Origin of the sequence: Methylibium sp. (assembly GCF_013817345.1) — a bacterium.
Lineage (GTDB): Bacteria > Pseudomonadota > Gammaproteobacteria > Burkholderiales > Burkholderiaceae_C > Methylibium.
This window is the reverse complement of record NZ_JACDCW010000009.1, coordinates 42,203-60,193: the sequence shown is the minus strand read 5'-3', so window position 1 is coordinate 60,193 and position 17,991 is coordinate 42,203. Positions and strand designations below refer to the sequence as shown.

Annotated in this window: 21 protein-coding genes; 13 read left to right on the top strand and 8 right to left on the bottom strand. The window is 68.2% G+C overall.

The genetic code is table 11. From position 1 onward, the window contains the following. Positions 1-71: 71 nt before the first annotated feature. Positions 72-1,640, bottom strand: a complete 1,569-nt coding sequence (locus H0W40_RS03165; RefSeq protein ID WP_292443103.1) for a DUF4331 domain-containing protein — start codon at positions 1,638-1,640, stop codon at positions 72-74. A 254-nt stretch (positions 1,641-1,894) separates the two neighbouring features. On the opposite strand from H0W40_RS03165, the gene H0W40_RS03160 reads away from it, so the two are divergent. From H0W40_RS03160 to H0W40_RS03145, 4 genes are all read left to right on the top strand, one after another. After that, on the top strand, positions 1,895-2,677 hold the full coding sequence (locus H0W40_RS03160) for an SDR family oxidoreductase (protein ID WP_292443101.1): 783 nt from the start codon (positions 1,895-1,897) through the stop codon (positions 2,675-2,677). 97 nt (positions 2,678-2,774) lie between these two features. Then, the gene (locus tag H0W40_RS03155) at positions 2,775-3,443 is read left to right on the top strand and encodes a YceH family protein (protein ID WP_292443099.1); all 669 of its coding nucleotides are present in this window, start codon (positions 2,775-2,777) and stop codon (positions 3,441-3,443) included. Between the two features lie 122 nt (positions 3,444-3,565). Beyond that, positions 3,566-3,916 (top strand): type II toxin-antitoxin system Phd/YefM family antitoxin, encoded by a 351-nt coding sequence (locus H0W40_RS03150; protein WP_292443096.1) that lies wholly within the window; start codon positions 3,566-3,568, stop codon positions 3,914-3,916. 21 nt (positions 3,917-3,937) lie between these two features. After that, the gene (locus H0W40_RS03145; RefSeq protein ID WP_292443094.1) at positions 3,938-4,600 is read left to right on the top strand and encodes a zeta toxin family protein; all 663 of its coding nucleotides are present in this window, start codon (positions 3,938-3,940) and stop codon (positions 4,598-4,600) included. A 37-nt stretch (positions 4,601-4,637) separates the two neighbouring features. Here the strand turns inward: H0W40_RS03145 and H0W40_RS03140 are convergent, their stop codons facing one another. After that, positions 4,638-5,411 carry an acetoacetate decarboxylase family protein gene (locus H0W40_RS03140; protein ID WP_292443093.1) on the bottom strand — a complete coding sequence of 258 codons (774 nt, stop codon included), beginning with the start codon at positions 5,409-5,411 and terminating at the stop codon, positions 4,638-4,640. 147 nt (positions 5,412-5,558) lie between these two features. Between H0W40_RS03140 and H0W40_RS03135 the strand changes: the two genes are divergently transcribed. From H0W40_RS03135 to H0W40_RS03120, 4 genes are all read left to right on the top strand, one after another. Continuing rightward, positions 5,559-5,837: a hypothetical protein gene (locus tag H0W40_RS03135; protein ID WP_292443091.1), complete on the top strand. Its 279-nt coding sequence runs from the start codon at positions 5,559-5,561 to the stop codon at positions 5,835-5,837. Next, complete coding sequence (locus tag H0W40_RS03130) at positions 5,834-6,109, top strand: hypothetical protein (protein ID WP_292443089.1); 276 nt, start codon at positions 5,834-5,836, stop codon at positions 6,107-6,109. The genes H0W40_RS03135 and H0W40_RS03130 overlap by 4 nt, the downstream gene beginning before the upstream one ends. Positions 6,110-6,190: 81 nt before the next feature. Beyond that, complete coding sequence (locus H0W40_RS03125; protein ID WP_292443087.1) at positions 6,191-6,910, top strand: CoA transferase subunit A; 720 nt, start codon at positions 6,191-6,193, stop codon at positions 6,908-6,910. A 2-nt stretch (positions 6,911-6,912) separates the two neighbouring features. Next, positions 6,913-7,551 (top strand): 3-oxoacid CoA-transferase subunit B, encoded by a 639-nt coding sequence (locus H0W40_RS03120; RefSeq protein ID WP_292443086.1) that lies wholly within the window; start codon positions 6,913-6,915, stop codon positions 7,549-7,551. A gap of 83 nt (positions 7,552-7,634) precedes the next feature. Here the strand turns inward: H0W40_RS03120 and H0W40_RS03115 are convergent, their stop codons facing one another. From H0W40_RS03115 to H0W40_RS03095, 5 genes are all read right to left on the bottom strand, one after another. Continuing rightward, positions 7,635-8,381: an arginyltransferase gene (locus H0W40_RS03115; RefSeq protein WP_292443085.1), complete on the bottom strand. Its 747-nt coding sequence runs from the start codon at positions 8,379-8,381 to the stop codon at positions 7,635-7,637. A gap of 31 nt (positions 8,382-8,412) precedes the next feature. Then, positions 8,413-9,213, bottom strand: coding sequence for a leucyl/phenylalanyl-tRNA--protein transferase (gene aat / locus H0W40_RS03110; RefSeq protein WP_292443084.1), 801 nt, complete (start codon positions 9,211-9,213; stop codon positions 8,413-8,415). Between the two features lie 153 nt (positions 9,214-9,366). Then, the gene (locus tag H0W40_RS03105; RefSeq protein ID WP_292443082.1) at positions 9,367-10,410 is read right to left on the bottom strand and encodes a sodium:calcium antiporter; all 1,044 of its coding nucleotides are present in this window, start codon (positions 10,408-10,410) and stop codon (positions 9,367-9,369) included. A gap of 83 nt (positions 10,411-10,493) precedes the next feature. Further along, positions 10,494-11,771: an NAD(P)/FAD-dependent oxidoreductase gene (locus H0W40_RS03100; protein WP_292443080.1), complete on the bottom strand. Its 1,278-nt coding sequence runs from the start codon at positions 11,769-11,771 to the stop codon at positions 10,494-10,496. Positions 11,772-11,780: 9 nt separating this feature from the next. Then, positions 11,781-12,101 carry a c-type cytochrome gene (locus H0W40_RS03095; protein ID WP_292443078.1) on the bottom strand — a complete coding sequence of 107 codons (321 nt, stop codon included), beginning with the start codon at positions 12,099-12,101 and terminating at the stop codon, positions 11,781-11,783. 305 nt (positions 12,102-12,406) lie between these two features. Here H0W40_RS03095 and H0W40_RS03090 point away from each other — a divergent pair, with 305 nt between their 5' ends. From H0W40_RS03090 to H0W40_RS03075, 4 genes are all read left to right on the top strand, one after another. After that, entirely contained in the window at positions 12,407-13,414 is a 1,008-nt protein-coding gene (locus H0W40_RS03090) for a class 1 fructose-1,6-bisphosphatase (protein ID WP_292443077.1), read from the top strand. 7 nt (positions 13,415-13,421) lie between these two features. Next, positions 13,422-14,297 (top strand): phosphoribulokinase, encoded by an 876-nt coding sequence (locus H0W40_RS03085; protein ID WP_292443074.1) that lies wholly within the window; start codon positions 13,422-13,424, stop codon positions 14,295-14,297. Between the two features lie 128 nt (positions 14,298-14,425). Next, the gene (locus H0W40_RS03080) at positions 14,426-15,202 is read left to right on the top strand and encodes an HAD-IA family hydrolase (RefSeq protein ID WP_292443072.1); all 777 of its coding nucleotides are present in this window, start codon (positions 14,426-14,428) and stop codon (positions 15,200-15,202) included. Between the two features lie 145 nt (positions 15,203-15,347). Continuing rightward, a complete protein-coding gene (locus tag H0W40_RS03075; RefSeq protein WP_292443071.1) occupies positions 15,348-16,178 on the top strand; it encodes a Crp/Fnr family transcriptional regulator in 831 nt (276 codons plus the stop codon). Here H0W40_RS03075 and H0W40_RS03070 read toward each other — a convergent pair. Continuing rightward, entirely contained in the window at positions 16,082-17,365 is a 1,284-nt protein-coding gene (locus H0W40_RS03070) for a PHB depolymerase family esterase (protein WP_292443070.1), read from the bottom strand. The genes H0W40_RS03075 and H0W40_RS03070 overlap by 97 nt on opposite strands. Before the next feature lie 227 nt (positions 17,366-17,592). Between H0W40_RS03070 and H0W40_RS03065 the strand changes: the two genes are divergently transcribed. Continuing rightward, positions 17,593-17,919, top strand: coding sequence for a hypothetical protein (locus tag H0W40_RS03065; protein WP_292443068.1), 327 nt, complete (start codon positions 17,593-17,595; stop codon positions 17,917-17,919). Positions 17,920-17,991: the final 72 nt, after the last annotated feature.

Here is a 17,991-nt window from a genome sequence, read left to right as displayed (position 1 = left end):
GCGCGAGGCTGGCGACTGCGGCGAGGAGGGCGCCATGGATGCGTGAAATCGTCATGGGAGGCTCCTTGGGATCAGTTCGCCCCGCCGATCGGCGTGGCGAGGTACGGGAAGCTCGTCGACAACGATGCGGCCGCGGCGGCCTGGTCCACGGCGTCGTGCAGCTTGAAGGCAGTGGCGCCCAGCGGCACGGCCGAGGGCTTGCACTCGGCGCCGAAGCCCAGCACGTTGGCGTCGCCGTTGGCCACGCACAGTCCGCCCATCACCGCGATGAGCGAGATGTCGACGATGTCGTCCTTCGGGCGGCGGCCGTTCGGAAAGCCTGCGTTGTCGGTCCCACCCGCCAGGATGTTGCCCACGATGCCCAGCCGGTTCTGGCTCGCGAAGGCCACGGGATCGATGGCGGTGTTCAGGCGCAGCATCTCCGAGGCCGTCACCGCGGTCATCTGGTTTACACCAACGATGCCGGTCAGGAACACCGTCTGCAAGTCGACGCGACCGGCATTGGTCGGCGCGGCACCGCCCAGATTCAGCACCGCATCGAGCAGCACCGGCAGCGTCGGGTTGGTGACGTAGCCGGCGAACTGACCGTCGCCGCTGGGCTCGGACGCGTTGAAGCGGTCCTTGTCCTTCAGGCCGATGACCACTTCGTTGACCAGCGGCATGCCCAGGCGCGAGACCTGGGTCCACGGGCCGGCGTTGAGCGATGCGTTCTCCAGCGCGGTGTTTTTCGGCGAGCCCGACAGCAGGCGGCCCTGGCGCAGGCTGGCCGAGGTCCAGCCGCCAATGACGGCAGCGGGATTGTCTGCGGCGGCGCCGGCCGTGGTGGTCAGGCAGTCGCGGTGCACTTCGAGCGACAGCGTGGTGACGTTCTTGTCGTCCAGGTCGCCGGGGCCGGCGGCGTTGATCTGCGCCGGATCGGTGATCAGGCCGACCGGCGCGTTGACCAAGTCGAAGATCGTGCCCAGGTTGACGGCGAACGGATCCTTGCGCTGGCCGACGAAGACCTTGGCGGGCATCGAGCAGCCGGGCAGGTTGACGGTGTAGACGTGCTGGGCCGCGTAGGCCGCGTAATTGGCGAAGGTCTTGGTGCCGATGTTGTCCACCGGCTTGTCGAACGTGGCCGAGCCGCCGTTCATGACCGAGCTCTTGCTGCCGGTGCGGCGGTCGCCGCGCACCACGTCGAGCGTGAAGGTCTCGCGCACGTTCGAGTTGGGGTCGTTGACCTTGCTGATGGGGCCGGCCTGGGTCAGCGGGATCGAGACCTCGGTGCCGAGCGCCGGCACCTTGATGTCCTTGAGCGTGTTGGTGAAGCGGAACTGGAAGGTGAGCTCTTCCTCGGCGTCGCCGTCGTTGTCGATGTGGATCTCGTACATCGCGTTCGGGTCCATCTTGAAGTAGTTGGGCCCGCCGTACGGATCCTGCAGCGGCAGGTAGTTGGCGATCAGCGTCACGTAGCCACTGCGGTCGGCCTCGTAGCTGCGGAACATGTAGAAATCGGTCGCGTCGACCTTGGGCGTGCCGGTGATCGACGGCGCCTCGCGGTGGCTCGAAGCCAGTGCGTTGCCAGTGAGGCCGGCGGCCAGCAGGGCGGCAGCGAGGCCGGCCCTGGCGAAGCGGCTCGGAAGAATCGTGTCTTGCATGAATGTCTCCTTGTTGAGGCTCGGGTTCGATGTCCGCCGAACTCGCGCTCGGGCATCGAAGGGCAATACGGCGCGCATCGCGGTTTGGATGCAGCAGCGCCGCGTCGGTGTGCCAGCGCTCGTTCGCGCCGTGTTCCCGCGTCATGGGCCGCCGGGCCGCTTTCAAGGCGAATACCGCAGAGCGCAGCGCGGAGGTTTGCTCATGAGCGCGTGCTATCTTGGAACCCCCGTCATCCGAGCGCCCAGGAAAACTCATGAGCTACAGCATCGACCTGTCCGGCCGCGTCGCCCTTGTCACCGGCGCTTCCAGCGGCCTGGGCGCGCAGTTCGCCCGCACGCTCGCGCACGCCGGGGCGGCGGTGGTGCTGGCCGGTAGACGGATCGAGCGGCTCAAGACCTTGCGCGCGGAAATCGAGGGACAAGGCGGTGACGCGCACGTGGTGGGCCTGGACGTGACCGAGCACGAGAGCGTGTGTTCGGCGGTCGCCCATGCCGAAACCGAGGTCGGCGCGATCGACATCCTGGTCAACAACTCCGGCGTGAGCACGACGCAAAAACTCCTCGACGTGTCGCCCGAGGACTACGACTACGTGATGGACACCAACACACGCGGCGCGTTCTTCGTGGCGCAGGAGGTGGGCAAGCGCATGATCGCCCGCGCCCAGGGCTCCGCCCCGGGCACCTTCACGGGCGGGCGCATCGTCAACATCGCCTCGATGGCGGGGCTCAAGGTGCTGGGGCAGATCGGCGTGTACTGCATGAGCAAGGCGGCGGTGGTGCACATGACGCGCGCGATGGCGCTCGAGTGGGGCCGCTACGGCATCAATGTGAACGCCATCTGCCCGGGCTACATCGACACCGAGATCAACCACCACCACTGGAGCACCGACGCCGGCCGCAAGCTGATCGACATGCTCCCGCGCAAGCGCATCGGCCGGCCGCAGGACCTGGACACGGCGCTGCTGATGCTGTGCGCCAACGAGAGCCATTTCATCAACGGCGCGGTGCTGGCCGCGGACGACGGCTTCGGGGTGTGATTTCCCGGCGAAGAGCCGTCGCGGCGGCCGTGGCGAAGCAAGGCACCCGCAGTCACGGCCTGTCTCTTGGTGGCCGGCAGATCACCGTCTTGATTTAATGCGCCCCGTGTCTCCGCTCGAACTGCGCATCCTCGGCGTGCTCGTCGAGAAGCAGCACACCGTGGCCGACAGCTATCCGCTGTCGCTCAATACGCTGGTGCTCGGCTGCAACCAGAAGACCGCCCGCGATCCGGTGATGAACGCGGGCGAGGCCGACGTGCTCGCCGCGCTCGACGATCTGAAGTCGCTGGACCTGGTGATCGAGTCCAGCGGCAACCGCGTGATGCGCTACGAGCACAACCTGGCGCGTGTGTTGCGCGTGCCGTCGCAGTCGCTGGCCATCCTGGCAGTGCTGGCGCTGCGCGGACCGCAGACCGCTGCCGAGCTGCGTGCCGCCACCGACCGGCTGCACCGCTTTGCCGACGTGTCCTCGGTCGAGGGCTTCCTCGACGAACTGGCGGCGCGGCTGGCGGAGCGCGGCGGCCCGCTGGTGGCGAAGCTCGCGCGCGGCGCAGGTGCACGTGAAGCGCGCTGGGCGCATCTGCTGGGCGGTCCGTTGCCGGCGGTTGGTTCGTCGGACGCAGCAGCGGCCTTGTCTGTCGATGCGACCGCGGCTGCCGAGATCGCCTCGCTCAAGGCCAACCAGCTCTATCTGCGCAACGAAGTCGCTCTGCTTCGCTCTCAGCTGCACCGGCTGGCAGCGGAGTTGGGCGTCGAGCTGCCGTGAGGGCGGAGGCTGCAAGGCGCTCCGGTCGGGGCCCCTCGACGCCAGGAATGAGCCGATAAGGCCAAAAGGGCCAAAAGGGCCGAAATGACTACAATGGCCTGTACGTTCTTGAAAGGCCATTCATGTCCACTGTCACTTTCCGCAATCGTCAAGGCGAACTGGTCGATCTGCCGACCGTGGCCGCCAGCCGCTTCAAGAACGAGTTCGGCGCCATCTTCGAGCAAGCTGCGCTCGGCGGCGCAGTGGCGATCACCAAGCACGACGCACCGAAGGCCGTGCTGATGTCGTATGCCGAATTCGAATCGCTGGTTCAGTCGCGCTCCCCCGCGCTCGATGACCTGACGCTGCAGTTCGACGGGCTGCTCGAGCAGATGCAGACGCCGAAGTCGAAGGCGGGCATGGCAGCTGCCTTCGATGCTTCGCCGGTGCAGCTGGGTCGTGCAGCGGTGAAGGCGGCCAAGCAACGGCGCTGAGCGGTCCACGGCGCACGCATCTTGGCCAGGAAGGCGCCGACCGCGCGCTTGTACGTTCTGTCGGGCGTCAACGGCGCTGGCAAGAGCAGCATCGCCGGGGCTGCCTTCCGCTCCTTCGGCGGCGAGTACTACAACCCCGACGAAGCCGCGCGCGCGCTCCTTTCGGCCAGTCACCGGCTGAGTCAGGAGCAAGCCAACGGTGTCGCGTGGCAGCAGGGCAAGCGGCTGCTGGAGCGGGCGATCGCGGGCCGCCTGGACTTCGCGCTCGAGACCACCCTGGGCGCCAACACCATCCCGCGCCTGCTCGCGCAGGCGGCTTCGGAAGGCATCGAGGTCCGCGTCTGGTACGCCGGCCTGGCCAGCCCGGAATTGCACATCGAGCGCGTCCGCAGTCGGGTGCGCGGGGGCGGACACGACATTGCCGAGGCCGACATTCGGCGCCGCTTCGAACACAGCCGGCTGAACCTGATTCAGCTGTTGCCGGCACTCACGGCGCTGCGCATGTACGACAACAGCGCAGCCGCAGACCCCGCCGCCGGAATGACGCCATCACCGCTGGAACTGCTGCACATGGAACGCGCACGCATCATCGGTCCGCCCGATCTCTCGCTCACGCCCGAGTGGGCGAAGCCGATCGTGGCCGCGGCGCTCAAGATTCACCAGGCCGGGCGAAAGCTCTCTTGACGGGAGGCGTGCGCTTTACGCAGGCGAATCGACGCATTCAATCGTCGATCACGTTGCGCGGCGCGAACAGCATCGCCTCGGCGTCCTGACAACTCTGGCTGGCGATCGGGCGCTCGCTCAACTGCAGGGCGCGCAGGCTTTGGGCGATGGCGCCCTGGCCGAGTTCCAGCCGCGCGGCGTCGCGCCGGAAATGGTCGTCGAAGTGCTTTTGCCGGAGCACGAAGTTTGAAACCAGCACGTGGCCTTCCTTGAGCGTGTAGTTGCGCAGCTTGAGCTGGCGATCGCGAACGCGCGCACGGTCGTCGGGTTCGCGCGAGTCGCAAACGAGACTGAGTACCGGCGCATCGGGCGGGCCAAGGGTGCAGCGCAGTTGGCGGCCTTCGCGGTGAAAGGCGATCTCGGCCAGGCTCTTCGGAAAGCCGGCCAGATCGACACCGGCGTCGTAGGCGGCGCGGGTCGTGACCGGCAGTTGCCACACGTAGGCGCTGAGCGCCTTGCCGGCGCCGCGAAACAACGCGTCGAACGCCGGCGGAGCCATGCCGCCGAAGGCGATCGGCAGAGCGATCGCGACTTCGTTGTACGCGCCGAGGTCGCTCTCGCGGTACTCGATCGCGGCCACCGTTAGCAGGCAGCGGCCCGGCGCCACTTCCACCGGCCGCATGCGCGTGTCGGGCAGCAGCCGGCGTGCTTCGGCGCTCGCTGCGGTGAAGACCGCGGTGATCGAGGAAAGCGCCGGGAAAAACAGCGGCACGCGCAGGCCACCGGCCCAGGCCTGGCGCATCACGTCGTCGAAGAAAGGAGTGCCTTGCATGCTGCTGCGGTGAGCAGCCTGCATGCCCGGTCGAGCAGGGACGGGCGAGTGCTCGGCTCCGGCGTCTGCAGTTCTTGCCCCGGGCAGGGAATGCGGCTTGCTGCTTGTCATAAAGCAGAGTTCCAAGTCGCGCACAAGGAGCAGCCGATGAACGACGACAAACACTACGAGCAACTGCGTCGGGACTACGAACGCCAGCTCGACGATGACTACCGGAGCTGGCAGAGCCACCGCACCGGCTCGAACCCCGCGCGCAACCCGCCAGGCGGTCCTGCCGCAAAGCAGAAGAAGCCCGAAAGCGCCGTGGAATCCTTCGGCCGCGCCATCGGCAGCGTGGTCACGGTGCCGGCAAGCCCCGAGGGGGCTGCGGGGCTGGGAGACGATCCGTCGGCTGTGGGCGGCGTGCATTCGAGGCAAACGTCGTGAAGCGCGTGCCTGGCAAGCCGCCCGCGGCCTCGCCTGACGCCGCAGGGAACGACCGGAAGGCGAGGCGCCCCGATGCCGCCGAGTCGGTCGCGGGCGAAGAAGATCCGGGCAGCGCGTTGGAGCAATTCAGCGATTTGATGCATGACGCGCCCGCGCAAGGCGGTGAGGCAGCCAATCCGGCCGCCGCACAACCGTCGGACGCCGGCACTCGGCGACGCCGCAGCGACGACGACGAACCCTTGCCCGAACCGGGGCCTGATCGGCCCGCCTGATGCCCGGCCTCGCCGGGCCGGCGCAACGCTTCGGCTGCCGGCCTCGTAGTACGCTTCGCGGCTGAAAACAAGGAGCGTTTCATGAACAAGGTTTACCCGGGCGCGGCTGCCGCGCTCGACGGCATCGTGCGCGACGGGCAATTGCTCGCGGTCGGCGGCTTCGGCCTGTGCGGCATTCCGGAAGCTTTGATCGAAGCCCTGCGCGACAGCGGTGCCAGGGATCTCACCGTGATCTCGAACAACGCCGGTGTCGACGGCTTCGGCTTGGGCAAGCTGCTCGAAACGCGCCAGATCAGCAAGATGATCTCCAGCTACGTGGGCGAGAACAAGGAGTTCGAGCGCCAGTACCTGGCCGGCGAGCTCGAACTGGAGTTCACGCCGCAGGGCACCCTGGCGGAGAAGCTGCGCGCCGGCGGCGCCGGCATTCCGGCCTTCTTCACCCGTACGGGCGTGGGCACCGTCGTGGCTGAAGGCAAGGAAACGAAAGAGTTCGACGGCCACACCTACGTGATGGAGCGCTCGCTCAACCCGGAGGTGTCGCTGGTCAAGGCCTTCAAGGCCGACAAGAGCGGCAACCTGGTGTTCCGCCGCACCGCGCGCAACTTCAACCCGGCCGCCGCGATGGCCGGCAAGCTCACGGTGGTGGAAGTGGAACAACTGGTCGAGGTGGGCGAGATCGATCCGGACGACGTGCATCTGCCGGGCATCTATGTGCACCGCATCGTCGTGAACGCGAACCCCGAGAAGCGCATCGAGAAGCGCACGATCACCCCGGCTACGACAGAGAAGAAGGGAGCCTGACCATGGCGTGGACACAAGACCAGATGGCCGCCAAGGCCGCGGCCGAACTCAAGGACGGCTACTACGTCAACCTCGGCATCGGCATTCCCACGCTGGTGGCCAACTTCGTGCCGAAGGACATCGAGGTGTGGCTGCAGAGCGAGAACGGCATGTTGGGCATCGGTGCCTTCCCGACCGAGGGCGAGGTCGATGCCGACCTCATCAACGCGGGCAAGCAAACCGTGACCACCATCCCCGGCTCGAGCATCTTCGGCTCGCATGACAGCTTCGCGATGATCCGCGGCGGCAAGATCAATCTGTCGATCCTGGGCGCCATGCAGGTCAGCGAGAAGGGCGACCTCGCCAACTGGATGATCCCCGGCAAGATGATCAAGGGCATGGGCGGCGCGATGGATCTGGTGGCGGGCGTGCCGCGCGTGATCGTCGTCATGGAGCACGTGGCGCGCAAGAAGGACGGCACGACCGACCTCAAGATCCTGCCGCAGTGCACCTTGCCGCTCACGGGCGTTGGCGTTGTCAACCGCATCATCACGGACCTCGCGGTGATGGACGTGACGGCGGAAGGGCTCAAGCTGGTCGAGCTGGCCGCCGGCGTGACGCGCGACGAGGTGCAGTCGAAGACGGGCGTGCCGCTGCATTGACGACGGATGGCGCGCGCTGTCCGGCGCGTCGGCAAAAAAAGGGCGGCCCCGCGAGCCGTCCTTTTTTGCGCCTGGCGCGTACTTCAGCCCGGTGCTTCGCCGGCGACCCAGGCGCCATCGACCAGCAACTCGTGCGGCCGGAACTGCGACTTGTAGGCCATCTTCGGGCTCTCCCTGATCCAGTAGCCGAGGTAGACGTGCGGCAGCTTCAGTGCACGCGTCTGCTCGATCTGCCACAGCACGTTGTAGGTGCCGTAACTGGTGTCGGGCTCGGGCTCGTAGAAAGTGTAGACCGCCGACAGGCCGTCGCTCAGGATGTCGAGGATCGACACCATCTTGAGCGCGCCCAGGCCGCCATTCAGGCCCGGCGCACGGAACTCGACCAGCCGTGAATTGACTCGGCTTTGCAGCAGGAACTGCGTGTACTGGTCGATCGAGTCGTGATCCATCCCGCCGCCCGCATGGCGGCCGGCCTGGTAGCGCAGGTAAAGCTGGTAGTGCTCGGGCACGAAACCGAGCCTGAGTACGCGCGACTGCAGGCCCTGATGCGCTTTCCATGCACGGCGCTGGCTGCGCGTGGGCGTGAAGCCGGCCACCGGCACGCGCAGCGGCACGCAGGCGCGGCAGCCATCGCAGTAGGGCCGGTAGGTGAACATGCCGCTGCGCCGAAAGCCTCCTGCCACCAGGCCGGAATAGGCGTCGGCGTGGATCAGGTGACTGGGCGTGGCGACCTGCGAGCGCGCCAGCCGGCCCGTGAGGTAGCTGCAGGGGTAGGGCGCCGTGGCGTAGAACTGCAGCGACGCGAGCGGGAGTTCTTTCGGGTAGGTCACGGTCGGTGAAGGCGCAGCAGTGACTTGCGGTTCAACTCGGGGCCGGACTCGGCTTTGCAGGATCGGGGCCGGTGTTCATGCCGGCATGCGGGCCTGCTGGCAAGCCGAGATGCGTCCAGTGCGATCGATCATAGGACCAATCCTGCGGCGGTTTCTGGACAGTGGCTTGCGCGAGGTGCCGCTCGAATGCGTCGCGCGCAATCTCGCGGGCACCGAACGAGGCGAGGTGCTCGGTGCGCTGCTGGCAGTCGATCAGATCGATGCCGTGCGCCCGGCAAAAGGCGACCAGGGCGGCCAGCGCGATCTTCGAGGCGTCGGTGGCGTGGGAGAACATCGACTCGCCGAAGAACATGCGGCCCAGATTCACCCCGTACAGGCCGCCGAGCAGCTCGCCATCGCGCCAGGTTTCGAAGGAATGCACGGCGCCGAGCCGGTGCCAGGCGCTGTAGGCGGCCTGCAGCTCGGGCTGGATCCAGGTGCCGTGCTGGCCGGGGCGCGGGGTGCAGGCGCAGGCCTCGATGACGCGCTCGAAGGCGCCGTCGATGCGCAGCTCGCAGCCGGGTGAGTCGATGAAGCGCCGCAGCGTCTTTCGCAGCGAGTGCGAGAGCTTGAACGCTGCCACCGGCAGCACCATGCGCGGGTCGGGGCTCCACCACAGCACCGGCTGGCCCTCGCTGTACCAGGGGAAGATGCCGCGCGCGTAGGCTTCGGCCAGCCGCGCCGGGCCGAGATCGCCGCCTGCGGCCAGCAGGCCAGGCGCGTCGCTCGAGGCCGGCAAGGCGCCGCCGGTGTCCGGCAGCGGCTGAAGGGGGCTGGCGAGCCAGGTGAGCATGGCTGCATTGTCGGCATCGCGGCTTCGCCTTGCTTGGCTAGGATGAAGCCGTCGCGGACCACCTTGGCGCTCCTGACGAGCTCGAGAGACGAAATCGCTTCACCTGCTCGGTTCTCGTGTGGCCGGGTCCGTCGATGGGACAGGGCGGTTCAATCAATCCAGCGTGAACAGCAGGGCGACCCCACCGACGTAGGCCACGAGCACGGCGACCGAGTCGTAGCCCATGCGCAGAAAGGTCCGGTCGCGGCGCTCGATCAGGCCGACCAGGAACAGCACCGAGACGACGATGCCGAGCAGCGCCGCCAACGCGGCAAAGTTGCCGACTTCGTTCAGCACCGGGCCGCCCCGGTAGAAGGCATCCACGACGAGCACCAGGCCGCCGTTGAACAGGTTGGTGCCGAAGATGTCGGACACCGCCATCACGTAGCGGCCCCGCCGCACCGACGCAATGACCGTGCTCACCTCGGGCAGCGAGGTCGAGATCGCCAGCAACAAAAAACCGCCCAAATTCTGACCGAGACCGGTCTGCGCTGCGATCGCCTCGCCGGTCTTCGACAGCAAGAAGCCGGCGACCAGAATGACGGCGGCGCCGGCCGCGGTGCGAAGGGCCAGGGCACGCAGCGACCGCTTGCCGTCCTCGCGCGCTGCGTCTTTGCCCTGGCGCACCGGTGCGATTTCCGGCTCGGCGACCCATGAGTGACGGCCTTGCAATTTCGAGGACTTCGTGATCAACCAGATCGACGCCACATAGACCGCGAACAACACGATCGACCAGACGCCCACTCCGAACACTCCGTGGTCGCCCGAGATCACGGCGGCGGCGACGACGGCAAGCACCAGCGTGTTCAACGCGATCTGCAGCAGGACGACCGGATCGGGTATCACCGAGGTCAGCGCGTCGCGGCCGATCACGGCGTCGGCGACGGCCAGGATCGCCACCTGCATCGCGACGCTGCCGAGCAGGTTGTTGACGGCAAGTTGCGCGTTGCCGGTGGCCGACGCCGTCACCGTCACGGCAACCTCCGGCAAAGACGTGATGCCGGCCAGCAACAGCAGGCCGACGGTCGCATGGCCGATCCCGGTCTTGCGTGCGATGGCGTCGGCGTAGCCGGCGATGCGCGTGCCGGCGATCCAGACCACGACGGCGGCGCCGGCGAATACCGCGGCGTTGATCCAAAGCGGCAGCTGTTCAAACATGGCGGAAGGGCGGCCGGCCGCGCCGCGTGGTAGCCGCTGTGCCGGCCGCGGTCACCGCCGGTGAGCCGACTGCCATGCGCAGCTCAAGCCAGCGTATCCGCCCAGATGTTGTTCGCCCAGGACAGCGCGTAGCGCGCCTCCAGCTCCGAGCGTGCGGCCGACACGCCGCCGGAGTTGGGGACGGCCTTGAAGGTCTTGTCGGCTCCGACGTACTCGTGGACGCTGGCGACGTGGATCACGCTGTCGTCGCCCACGAAGCTGTAGCAGGTGTTGGTGAGCATGGGCTGCGGGTTCACTTCGAGCCCGAGGAGTTGCGCGACGACCGCCGCGGCCGCCACCTTGCCGTGCGCGTTGGCCATATGGCCCGATTTGGGCATGGCCGGTGCGATCTGGATCGAGTCGCCCAGCACGTGGATGTCTTTCGCGGCGGTCGACTCGAAACTGAGGTAGTCGACGTTGCACCAGCGCGCGTTGGAGTTGGCCAACCCGGTCTGCACCGCGATGGCGCCGGCACGCATGGGCGGCAGCACGTTGAGCACGTCGGCTTTCACGTCGTCGTGTATCTCGAACTTCACCGTGTTGGTCTTCGCATCGACCGCCACGGTCTTGTGCTGGCCGCGGAACTCGACCATGCCGGGGTAGAGCTCGCTCCAGGCCTTCTTGAAGAGGGCGCCCTTGGAGGTGACGTCGGGGTTGGCGTCGAGGATGAGCACTTTGGACTTCGGCTTGGCGCGCTTGAAATAAGCGGCCACCACGCTGGCCCGCTCGTAGGGCCCGGGCGGGCAGCGGTAGGGCTGTTCCGGCACGGTGATGGCGTAGGTGCCGCCGTCGGGCATGGCCTGGAGCTGCTTCCACAGCGCCACCGTCTCCGGCCCCGCCTTCCATGCCTGCAGGACGCGGCCGCTGGCCTGTGCCTCCTGCAAGCCCTGCACCCGATCGAACATCAGCTCGATGCCGGGCGAGAGCACCAGCTTGTCGTAGCGCAGCGTCGAGCCGCCGGCCAGCGTGACGGTCTTCTTGGCCGGGTCGATGGCAGTAACACGATCCTGCACTCGTTTCACGCCGTGCCTGCCGGTCAGGCCGGCATAGGAAGTCGTGATGTCGGCGAGCTGCTTGACGCCGCCCACCACGAGGTTGGAGATCGGGCAGGACACGAACGCCTCGTTCGGCTCGATCAGCGTCACGTCGATGCTGTTGCCCGAGAGCAGCCGGATGTACTTGGCAGCCGTGGCGCCGCCGTAGCCGCCGCCCACCACCACGACCTTCGCGCTCGTCGGCGCGCTCGTGCGTGTGGCGCAGCCGGCCAGCGTGCCGAGCGCGCCGGTCGCGGCCAGGGCCTGGATCAATTGACGTCTTTGCATGGCGGGCCCTTATTTCTGCGCGGCGAAGTAGGCGGCGAGCGCGGTGATCTGCGCGTCGCTGTAGCCCTTGGCGATCTGGTGCATCACCGTCGCGGGGCGCTTGCCGTCGCGAAAGGCGCGCATCTGCTCGGCGGAGTAGGCGGCGTCCAGGCCGGCGAGGCGTGGCATGGCGCCGCCCGGGGCGGCCTTGCCCTGCGTGCCGTGGCAGGCGGCGCAGGTCGCGGCCAGACTGGCCATCCTGATGGCTTCGGCGTCCTGGGCCAGTGCCGGGCCGGCGGCCCAGGCGAGCAGCGCAGCCAGCGCCATCGATATCCTTGTTGTTCGAATCACGGGGGTCTCCGGCGTTGGATTGACGCATGGTGCCAAGCCACAGGCGCCTTGGCAATGGCGCCTGCCGGCGTGGCGTTGCTTCGTGGCGTGTACGGAGCCGCGGGGACCATGCCTTGTGGGCAACGGCCGAATCGAACTCGAAACGGAAATCTGAACTAGTCTTCTTCGAGCGCGAACGCGTTCTGGCCGCCGAGCGGGCTTGCGGGGCCGTGGCCAGCCGGCCCGGACTCGGAAGACTTGTGCGAGAAGCCGACCGCCGGTCGGCCTAGGATCGCGATGCGGGACCGACACGACGAGGAGAGCGCATGGACACCATAGACCTGGAGCAATGGCTGGGAGAAGCTGCACCGCGGCCGCTCGCCGAGCTGTTGCGGCAGCTGGCAGGCGCCTGCGCCCGGATCGCACGGACCGCGGCGCGCGGCGCCCCCGAGGGCCTGGCGAGCGAGGCCGATGCGTCGATGTGCGCCGCGCTGTCCGGCTGCCCGCATGTCGCCGGCTGGGCCAGCGGCCCGCAGTGCCGCGCGACTGTCTCGCCCGAGCACGGCAGCGGCGGCGCCTACCTGGTGATGTTCGAGCCGCTCGACGGCGCCGCCGAGCTTGCCGGCAACGGCCCGCTCGGCAGCGTCTTCTCGGTGTTGCCGCACCTGTTTCGCGGCACGCCGGCAAGCGACGCCGCCTTCATGCAACCCGGCCGGCGCCTGCTGGCCGCCGGCTATGCGCTCTACGGGCCACAGACCGTGCTGGTGCTGTCCATCGGGAAGGGAGTGCACGTGTTCACCCTCGATGCCGAGGATCGCAGCGAGGCCGGCCAATGGCGGCTGACCCGCACGGCGGTCCAGGTGCCGGCGGCGAGCACCGACTTCGCAATCGACTTCGCGATGCAGCGCTTCTGGGAAAAGCCCGTGCAGCGCTACGTGGGTGAGTGCCTGGCCGGCAGCACCGGGCCCCGTGGACGCGACTTCGCCATGGGCTGGTCGACCAGCCTGGCCGCTGAGGTGCACCGCATCTTCAGCCGCGGCGGCGTCTTCCTCGCGCCGCGCGACTGCAAGCCGCCATATCGGCCCGGCCCCTTGCGCCTGATGATCGAGGCTGCACCGATGGCCTGGCTGATGGAGCAGGCGGGGGCCGGCGCCACCAACGGCACGAGCGCGCTGCTCGACCTGGTGCCCGATGCGCTCCACCAGAAGGTGCCGGTGATCCTGGGCTCGCGCGACGAAGTCGAGCGCATCGCCGCCTACCACGCCGACCCGAGCGAGAACGTGTCCTGGCAGCTGTTCAAGACGCGTTCGCTCTTCGTGCCGTCGCGCCTGTAGAGCGGCCATGAGCAGAAAGCATCCGGTCATCGCCGTCACCGGCTCCAGCGGCGCCGGCACGAGCACCGTCAAGAGCATCTTCGACAACATCTTTCGGCGCGAAGGCGTGCGTGCCGCGCTCATCGAAGGCGACGCCTTCCACCGCTATGCGCGCGACGAGATGGACGCACGCATCGCCACGGCCGACAGCGAGGGCCGCTCGCTCAGCCACTTCGGCCCGGAATGCAACGAGTGGGAGCTGCTCGAGCGCCAGTTCCGCAGCTACGGCGAAGCGGGCCGCTGCAAGACGCGACGCTACCTGCACAGCACGGCCGAGGCCGAGCGCGAAGCCCTGCCTGCAGGCAGCTTCACGCCCTGGACCGACACGCCGGCCGACACCGACCTGCTGTTCTACGAGGGCCTGCACGGCTGCGTGAAGACGGCCGACATCGACATTGCCCGCCATGTCGACCTGAAGATCGGCGTGGTGCCCATCATCAACCTCGAGTGGACGCAGAAGATCCACCGAGACACCCGCGAGCGCGGCTATTCCAAGGAGGCGGTGGCTGACACCATCCTGCGCCGCATGCCCGACTACGTGCACTTCATTTGCCCGCAGTTCGGCGAGACCGACATCAACTTCCAGCGCGTGCCGGTGGTCGACACCTCCAACCCCTTCATCGCGCGCGATATCCCGACCGCCGGCGAAAGCATGACGGTGATCCGCTTCAAGGATCCGCGCGGCATCGACTTTCCCTACCTGCTGTCGATGATCCCGGATTCGTTCATGTCGCGCGCCAACACCATCGTGGTGCCGGGCGGGCGCATGGACCTGGCCATGCAGCTCATCCTCACGCCGATGATCCTGCGGCTGATGGAGATCCGGCGTGCGCAGTTGCACTGAAACCGGCAAGCGGAGAAGCGCCTGAAGTCGAACGTGCCGCGGTCCGAAGCGAGGCAGGCATCGCTCGATGCGATGATGCGCGGCGCACCGCAACCCGAATCAACGACAACGAGGGCAGGAGAGAGAACATGCTGGCCGCACTTATCTTCGACATCGACGGGACCATGGCCGAGACCGAACGCGACGGTCACCTGGTCGCCTTCAACGACGCCTTCGACGCGCACGGCCTGCCGTGGCACTGGAGCGTCGAACACTACAGCGAGCTGCTGCAAATCACGGGCGGGCGCGAGCGGCTGCTCTACGACATGGCCCGGCGCAAGGAGACCCCCACCGACAGTTCCGGGCGCGAGTCGATGGCGCGCGCGCTGCACGCCGAGAAGAACCGCCGCTACGGGCGCATCGTCGAGCGCGGCGGCATATTGCTGCGTCCCGGCGTGACGCGTCTGCTGCGCGAGGCGCAGGCCGCCGGGGTGCGGTTGGCCATCGCCAGCACCACCTCGCGCGTGAATGCCGACGCCCTGCTCGGCGCGCAACTCGGGCGCGACTGGCAGCAGCACTTCGCCGCCGTCATCTGCGGCGAAGACGCGCCGCAGCGCAAGCCCGACCCGCAGTGCTACTTGCGCTGTCTCGAAGCGCTCGACCTCGATTCCGATGAGGTCGTTGCCATCGAAGATTCGCCCAACGGTCTCGCGGCGGCAAACGCGGCCGGCATCGCCACGCTGGTCACGCGCAGCGTGTTCTTCGCCAGCCACGCCTACCCGGGCGCGATGGCGGTGTGCGACGGGCTCGAAGACCCGGCCGTGCCGGCGCCGAGTCTGGCCGGCGCGCGGCCGGCACGGGTCGATCTGGCTCTGCTGCGGGAGTGGCACGCAGCATGGGGCGAGCCGGCGCAAGCCGCGGCGTGACCGTCGGATAGGGGGAGCGCTTTGACGGCGGCATGTGCCCGTGCGCACAGACCGAAGGGGACCACGGCCACAGCATCGACGCTCGATAAAAGCCCGCGTTTCGCGGCGTCGCACGCGGCGGGCTCCACGACGAAAGTGCCCCCCTTTGAAAGCCGAGCCGCTGCCCGCCCCGGCCGTCAACCGCCTGATCGACGCCTTGCCGCGCAGCGAGCGTACGCGCCTGCTGGCCGCCTGTGAAAGCGTGGACTTGCGCTTCGCGCAGGTGCTGTGCGATGCGGGCCAACCCCTCGACCATCTGTACTTCCCAACCACCGGTTTCCTGTCGCTGATCACGCCGGTGCCCGGCCATCACGGCCTGGAGGTGGCCATGGTCGGCAACGAAAGTGCGGCCGGCCTGTCGCTCGTGCTGGGCCAGGCCCGCTCGCCGCTGCGCCTGCTGGTGCAAGGTGCCGGCAGTGCACTGCGCATCGCCGCGCCGGCCTTGCGGCTGGAGATGCAGCGAAGCGCCACGCTGCGTGGTCTGCTGGAGCGCAGCATCGCCGCCTTGCTCACGCGCACCGCGCGCATGGCCGCTTGCACGCGCTTTCATCTGGTGGAGGAGCGGCTGGCGCGCTGGCTCTTGACCAGCCAGGATTGCGCGCACTCGGCGCAGTTGCATGTGACGCATGAGTTCTTGGCCTACATGCTCGGCGTGCGCCGCGCGGGAATTACCAAGGCGGCTACGGCCTTGCAGGAACGGCAACTCATCCGCTATCACCGGGGCGCGGTAACCATCCTGGACCGCGGGGGCCTGGAGGCCATCTCCTGCGGCTGCTACCAGGCCGACCGGGCGGACATGCTGGCAGCACTCGGCCCGGACGAGCCGGGCCACACGCCGGGCTACGCGGCGTCCGCGGCCGAGCCGGCCACGACGCGGTACGCGCCGAAGAAGCGCAGCATCTCGGCCGAGGCGTCGGGGCCTTTCGGGTCGGTGTAAGACCCGGCGGCGCTGCCGCCCGACCAGGCGTGGCCGGCGCCATGCACCAGCCAGTGTTCGGCTTGCGTGCGGCCGGCCGCATCGAGGTGGATGCTGCGCGTGTAGCGGCGTCCGCCGCCCGCCTTGCCGGTCTCGACACGAGGCGGCGTACTGCCGCTCGAGGGCGACGCGGTGGAGCCGGGCTCGGTAATCAAGGCCTCGCCGTTGCTCGGGTGCACGGTGTGGTCGCGATCGCCGTGAAAGACGATGGCCGGCAATGCCGCCACGCTGGCTCTGCCGGACGGGCCCTTGCGCATCGCCGTCAGCGCGGACATCAGGTCGTGCGCGGCGCCCAGCGGCAGGCCGGAATGAATACCGACCGCGGCGAACAGTTCCGGATGGGTGCTGGCCAGGATGGCCGCCATCGCGCCCCCAGCCGATAGCCCCGCCACGTACACGCGCGCCGGGTCGATGTTCTCCGCGGAGATGATGTGGCGCGTCATTTCGGCCAGGATCGCCGGTTCGCCGCGCTCGCGCTGCTGGTCGGCTGCCTGGAACCAATTCCAGCAGCCGGAGCCATTGGCCGATTGCAGTTGCGCCGGATAGAGCACGACCCAGCCCTGCGCCTGCGCCAGTTCGTTCATCTGCGTGCCGGCGGCGAAATCGTCGGGGTTCTGTTTGCAGCCGTGCAACAGCACCAGCAACGGGCGAGGCTGCGCCCTGGCGGCGCCGGGCACGAACAGCTTGTAGGGTCGGGTGCCGGCGGCGGCGGTGAACGAGCCACTGAGGAAGTGGCCGGGCGGAGCAGGGGCCTCCTCGCGCGGGCGGGCCGTGCCGGGGGCCGGGCCTTCCGTTGTGGACGGCGCCTGCCCTGTCGGGCCGGTCGCGGCCCCCGGCGTTGTGGCTTCGCGCGCCGGAGATGCGCCGCGGCAAATCGGTTCCGCGTTTCGGGCATGGGGTTCGGTTTGCGGTGCCGCGGCGGGCGGCTGTGTCGGATGGGAGGGCGCTTCAGGCGGGCGGGGCGCATCGACGACGCGCGCTTCGATGTCGACCACATCCACGGCCGCATCCGCGGGCGGCGGCGCGGCGGTGGCGCTCGGGCCGCCCCAGCGCAGCGCGCGTTGTATTGCCGCGGTGGCTTCGCCCAGGTGTCCGGCGCGGGTGAGCCGCGTTGCGTCGCGCAGCATCTGACTCAGGGATTTGTTCAAGGCGACCTTCGATTCGGTAAAGAGGGTGTGAGCGACGGCAGTGCAGCCACAGGCCGACACCTACCGGATGCATGGAGCATGCTGCACTGCAGCAAATGAGGGGCCTGGAAGGGATTTCAATGCGTGCAGAAGCCGCAGTCTGTCTCGCCCCACCAGACGTTGCAGCTCGGGCCCGCCGTTTGCCACCCGAACGGTCTACCCGCTCTGCCCGATCCCTAGGAGTTCTCATGAAGACAGCGCGCCTTTTTTTCGTTGCGGCCCTCGCTGCAGCCCTGCCGTTCACCGCCTATACGCAGCACGAGACCGGGCCCGGCAAACCGCCCGTCGTGAATCTCAAGCCGCCGCCGGACTCTGCGACGGCGCGTCCCGCGCAAGACAAGGCGCCGGGGCCTGCACACAAAGGCCACGAAGGCATGGACGCCAACAAGGACGGCAAGCTCAGCCGAGATGAATTCGTGCGTCATCACGAAGAGATGTACGACCGCATGAAGAAAGGCCCGGACGGGCAGGTCAACATGAAGGAAATGCATTCGCACGGCAAGCCCGGCCGTTGACTCGCTGGCGCCGGCTCGCTCGAGCGCTGCTTGCAGGCGTAGGGGCCACTGTCCGGTAAGCCAACGCACCGA

Bases quoted from the DNA above. Each gene is read 5' to 3' on its own strand.
- H0W40_RS03080 (WP_292443072.1), top strand. From the start codon at position 14,426: ATGCTGGCCGCACTTATCTTCGACATCGACGGGACCATGGCCGAGACC.
- H0W40_RS03140 (WP_292443093.1), bottom strand. From the start codon at position 5,411: ATGCAAGGCACTCCTTTCTTCGACGACGTGATGCGCCAGGCCTGGGCC.
- H0W40_RS03125 (WP_292443087.1), top strand. From the start codon at position 6,191: ATGAACAAGGTTTACCCGGGCGCGGCTGCCGCGCTCGACGGCATCGTG.
- H0W40_RS03090 (WP_292443077.1), top strand. From the start codon at position 12,407: ATGGACACCATAGACCTGGAGCAATGGCTGGGAGAAGCTGCACCGCGG.
- aat (WP_292443084.1), bottom strand. From the start codon at position 9,213: ATGCTCACCTGGCTCGCCAGCCCCCTTCAGCCGCTGCCGGACACCGGC.
- H0W40_RS03165 (WP_292443103.1), bottom strand. From the start codon at position 1,640: ATGCAAGACACGATTCTTCCGAGCCGCTTCGCCAGGGCCGGCCTCGCT.
- H0W40_RS03065 (WP_292443068.1), top strand. From the start codon at position 17,593: ATGAAGACAGCGCGCCTTTTTTTCGTTGCGGCCCTCGCTGCAGCCCTG.
- H0W40_RS03150 (WP_292443096.1), top strand. From the start codon at position 3,566: ATGTCCACTGTCACTTTCCGCAATCGTCAAGGCGAACTGGTCGATCTG.
- H0W40_RS03160 (WP_292443101.1), top strand. From the start codon at position 1,895: ATGAGCTACAGCATCGACCTGTCCGGCCGCGTCGCCCTTGTCACCGGC.
- H0W40_RS03120 (WP_292443086.1), top strand. From the start codon at position 6,913: ATGGCGTGGACACAAGACCAGATGGCCGCCAAGGCCGCGGCCGAACTC.
- H0W40_RS03135 (WP_292443091.1), top strand. From the start codon at position 5,559: ATGAACGACGACAAACACTACGAGCAACTGCGTCGGGACTACGAACGC.
- H0W40_RS03105 (WP_292443082.1), bottom strand. From the start codon at position 10,410: ATGTTTGAACAGCTGCCGCTTTGGATCAACGCCGCGGTATTCGCCGGC.
- H0W40_RS03085 (WP_292443074.1), top strand. From the start codon at position 13,422: ATGAGCAGAAAGCATCCGGTCATCGCCGTCACCGGCTCCAGCGGCGCC.
- H0W40_RS03155 (WP_292443099.1), top strand. From the start codon at position 2,775: ATGCGCCCCGTGTCTCCGCTCGAACTGCGCATCCTCGGCGTGCTCGTC.
- H0W40_RS03100 (WP_292443080.1), bottom strand. From the start codon at position 11,771: ATGCAAAGACGTCAATTGATCCAGGCCCTGGCCGCGACCGGCGCGCTC.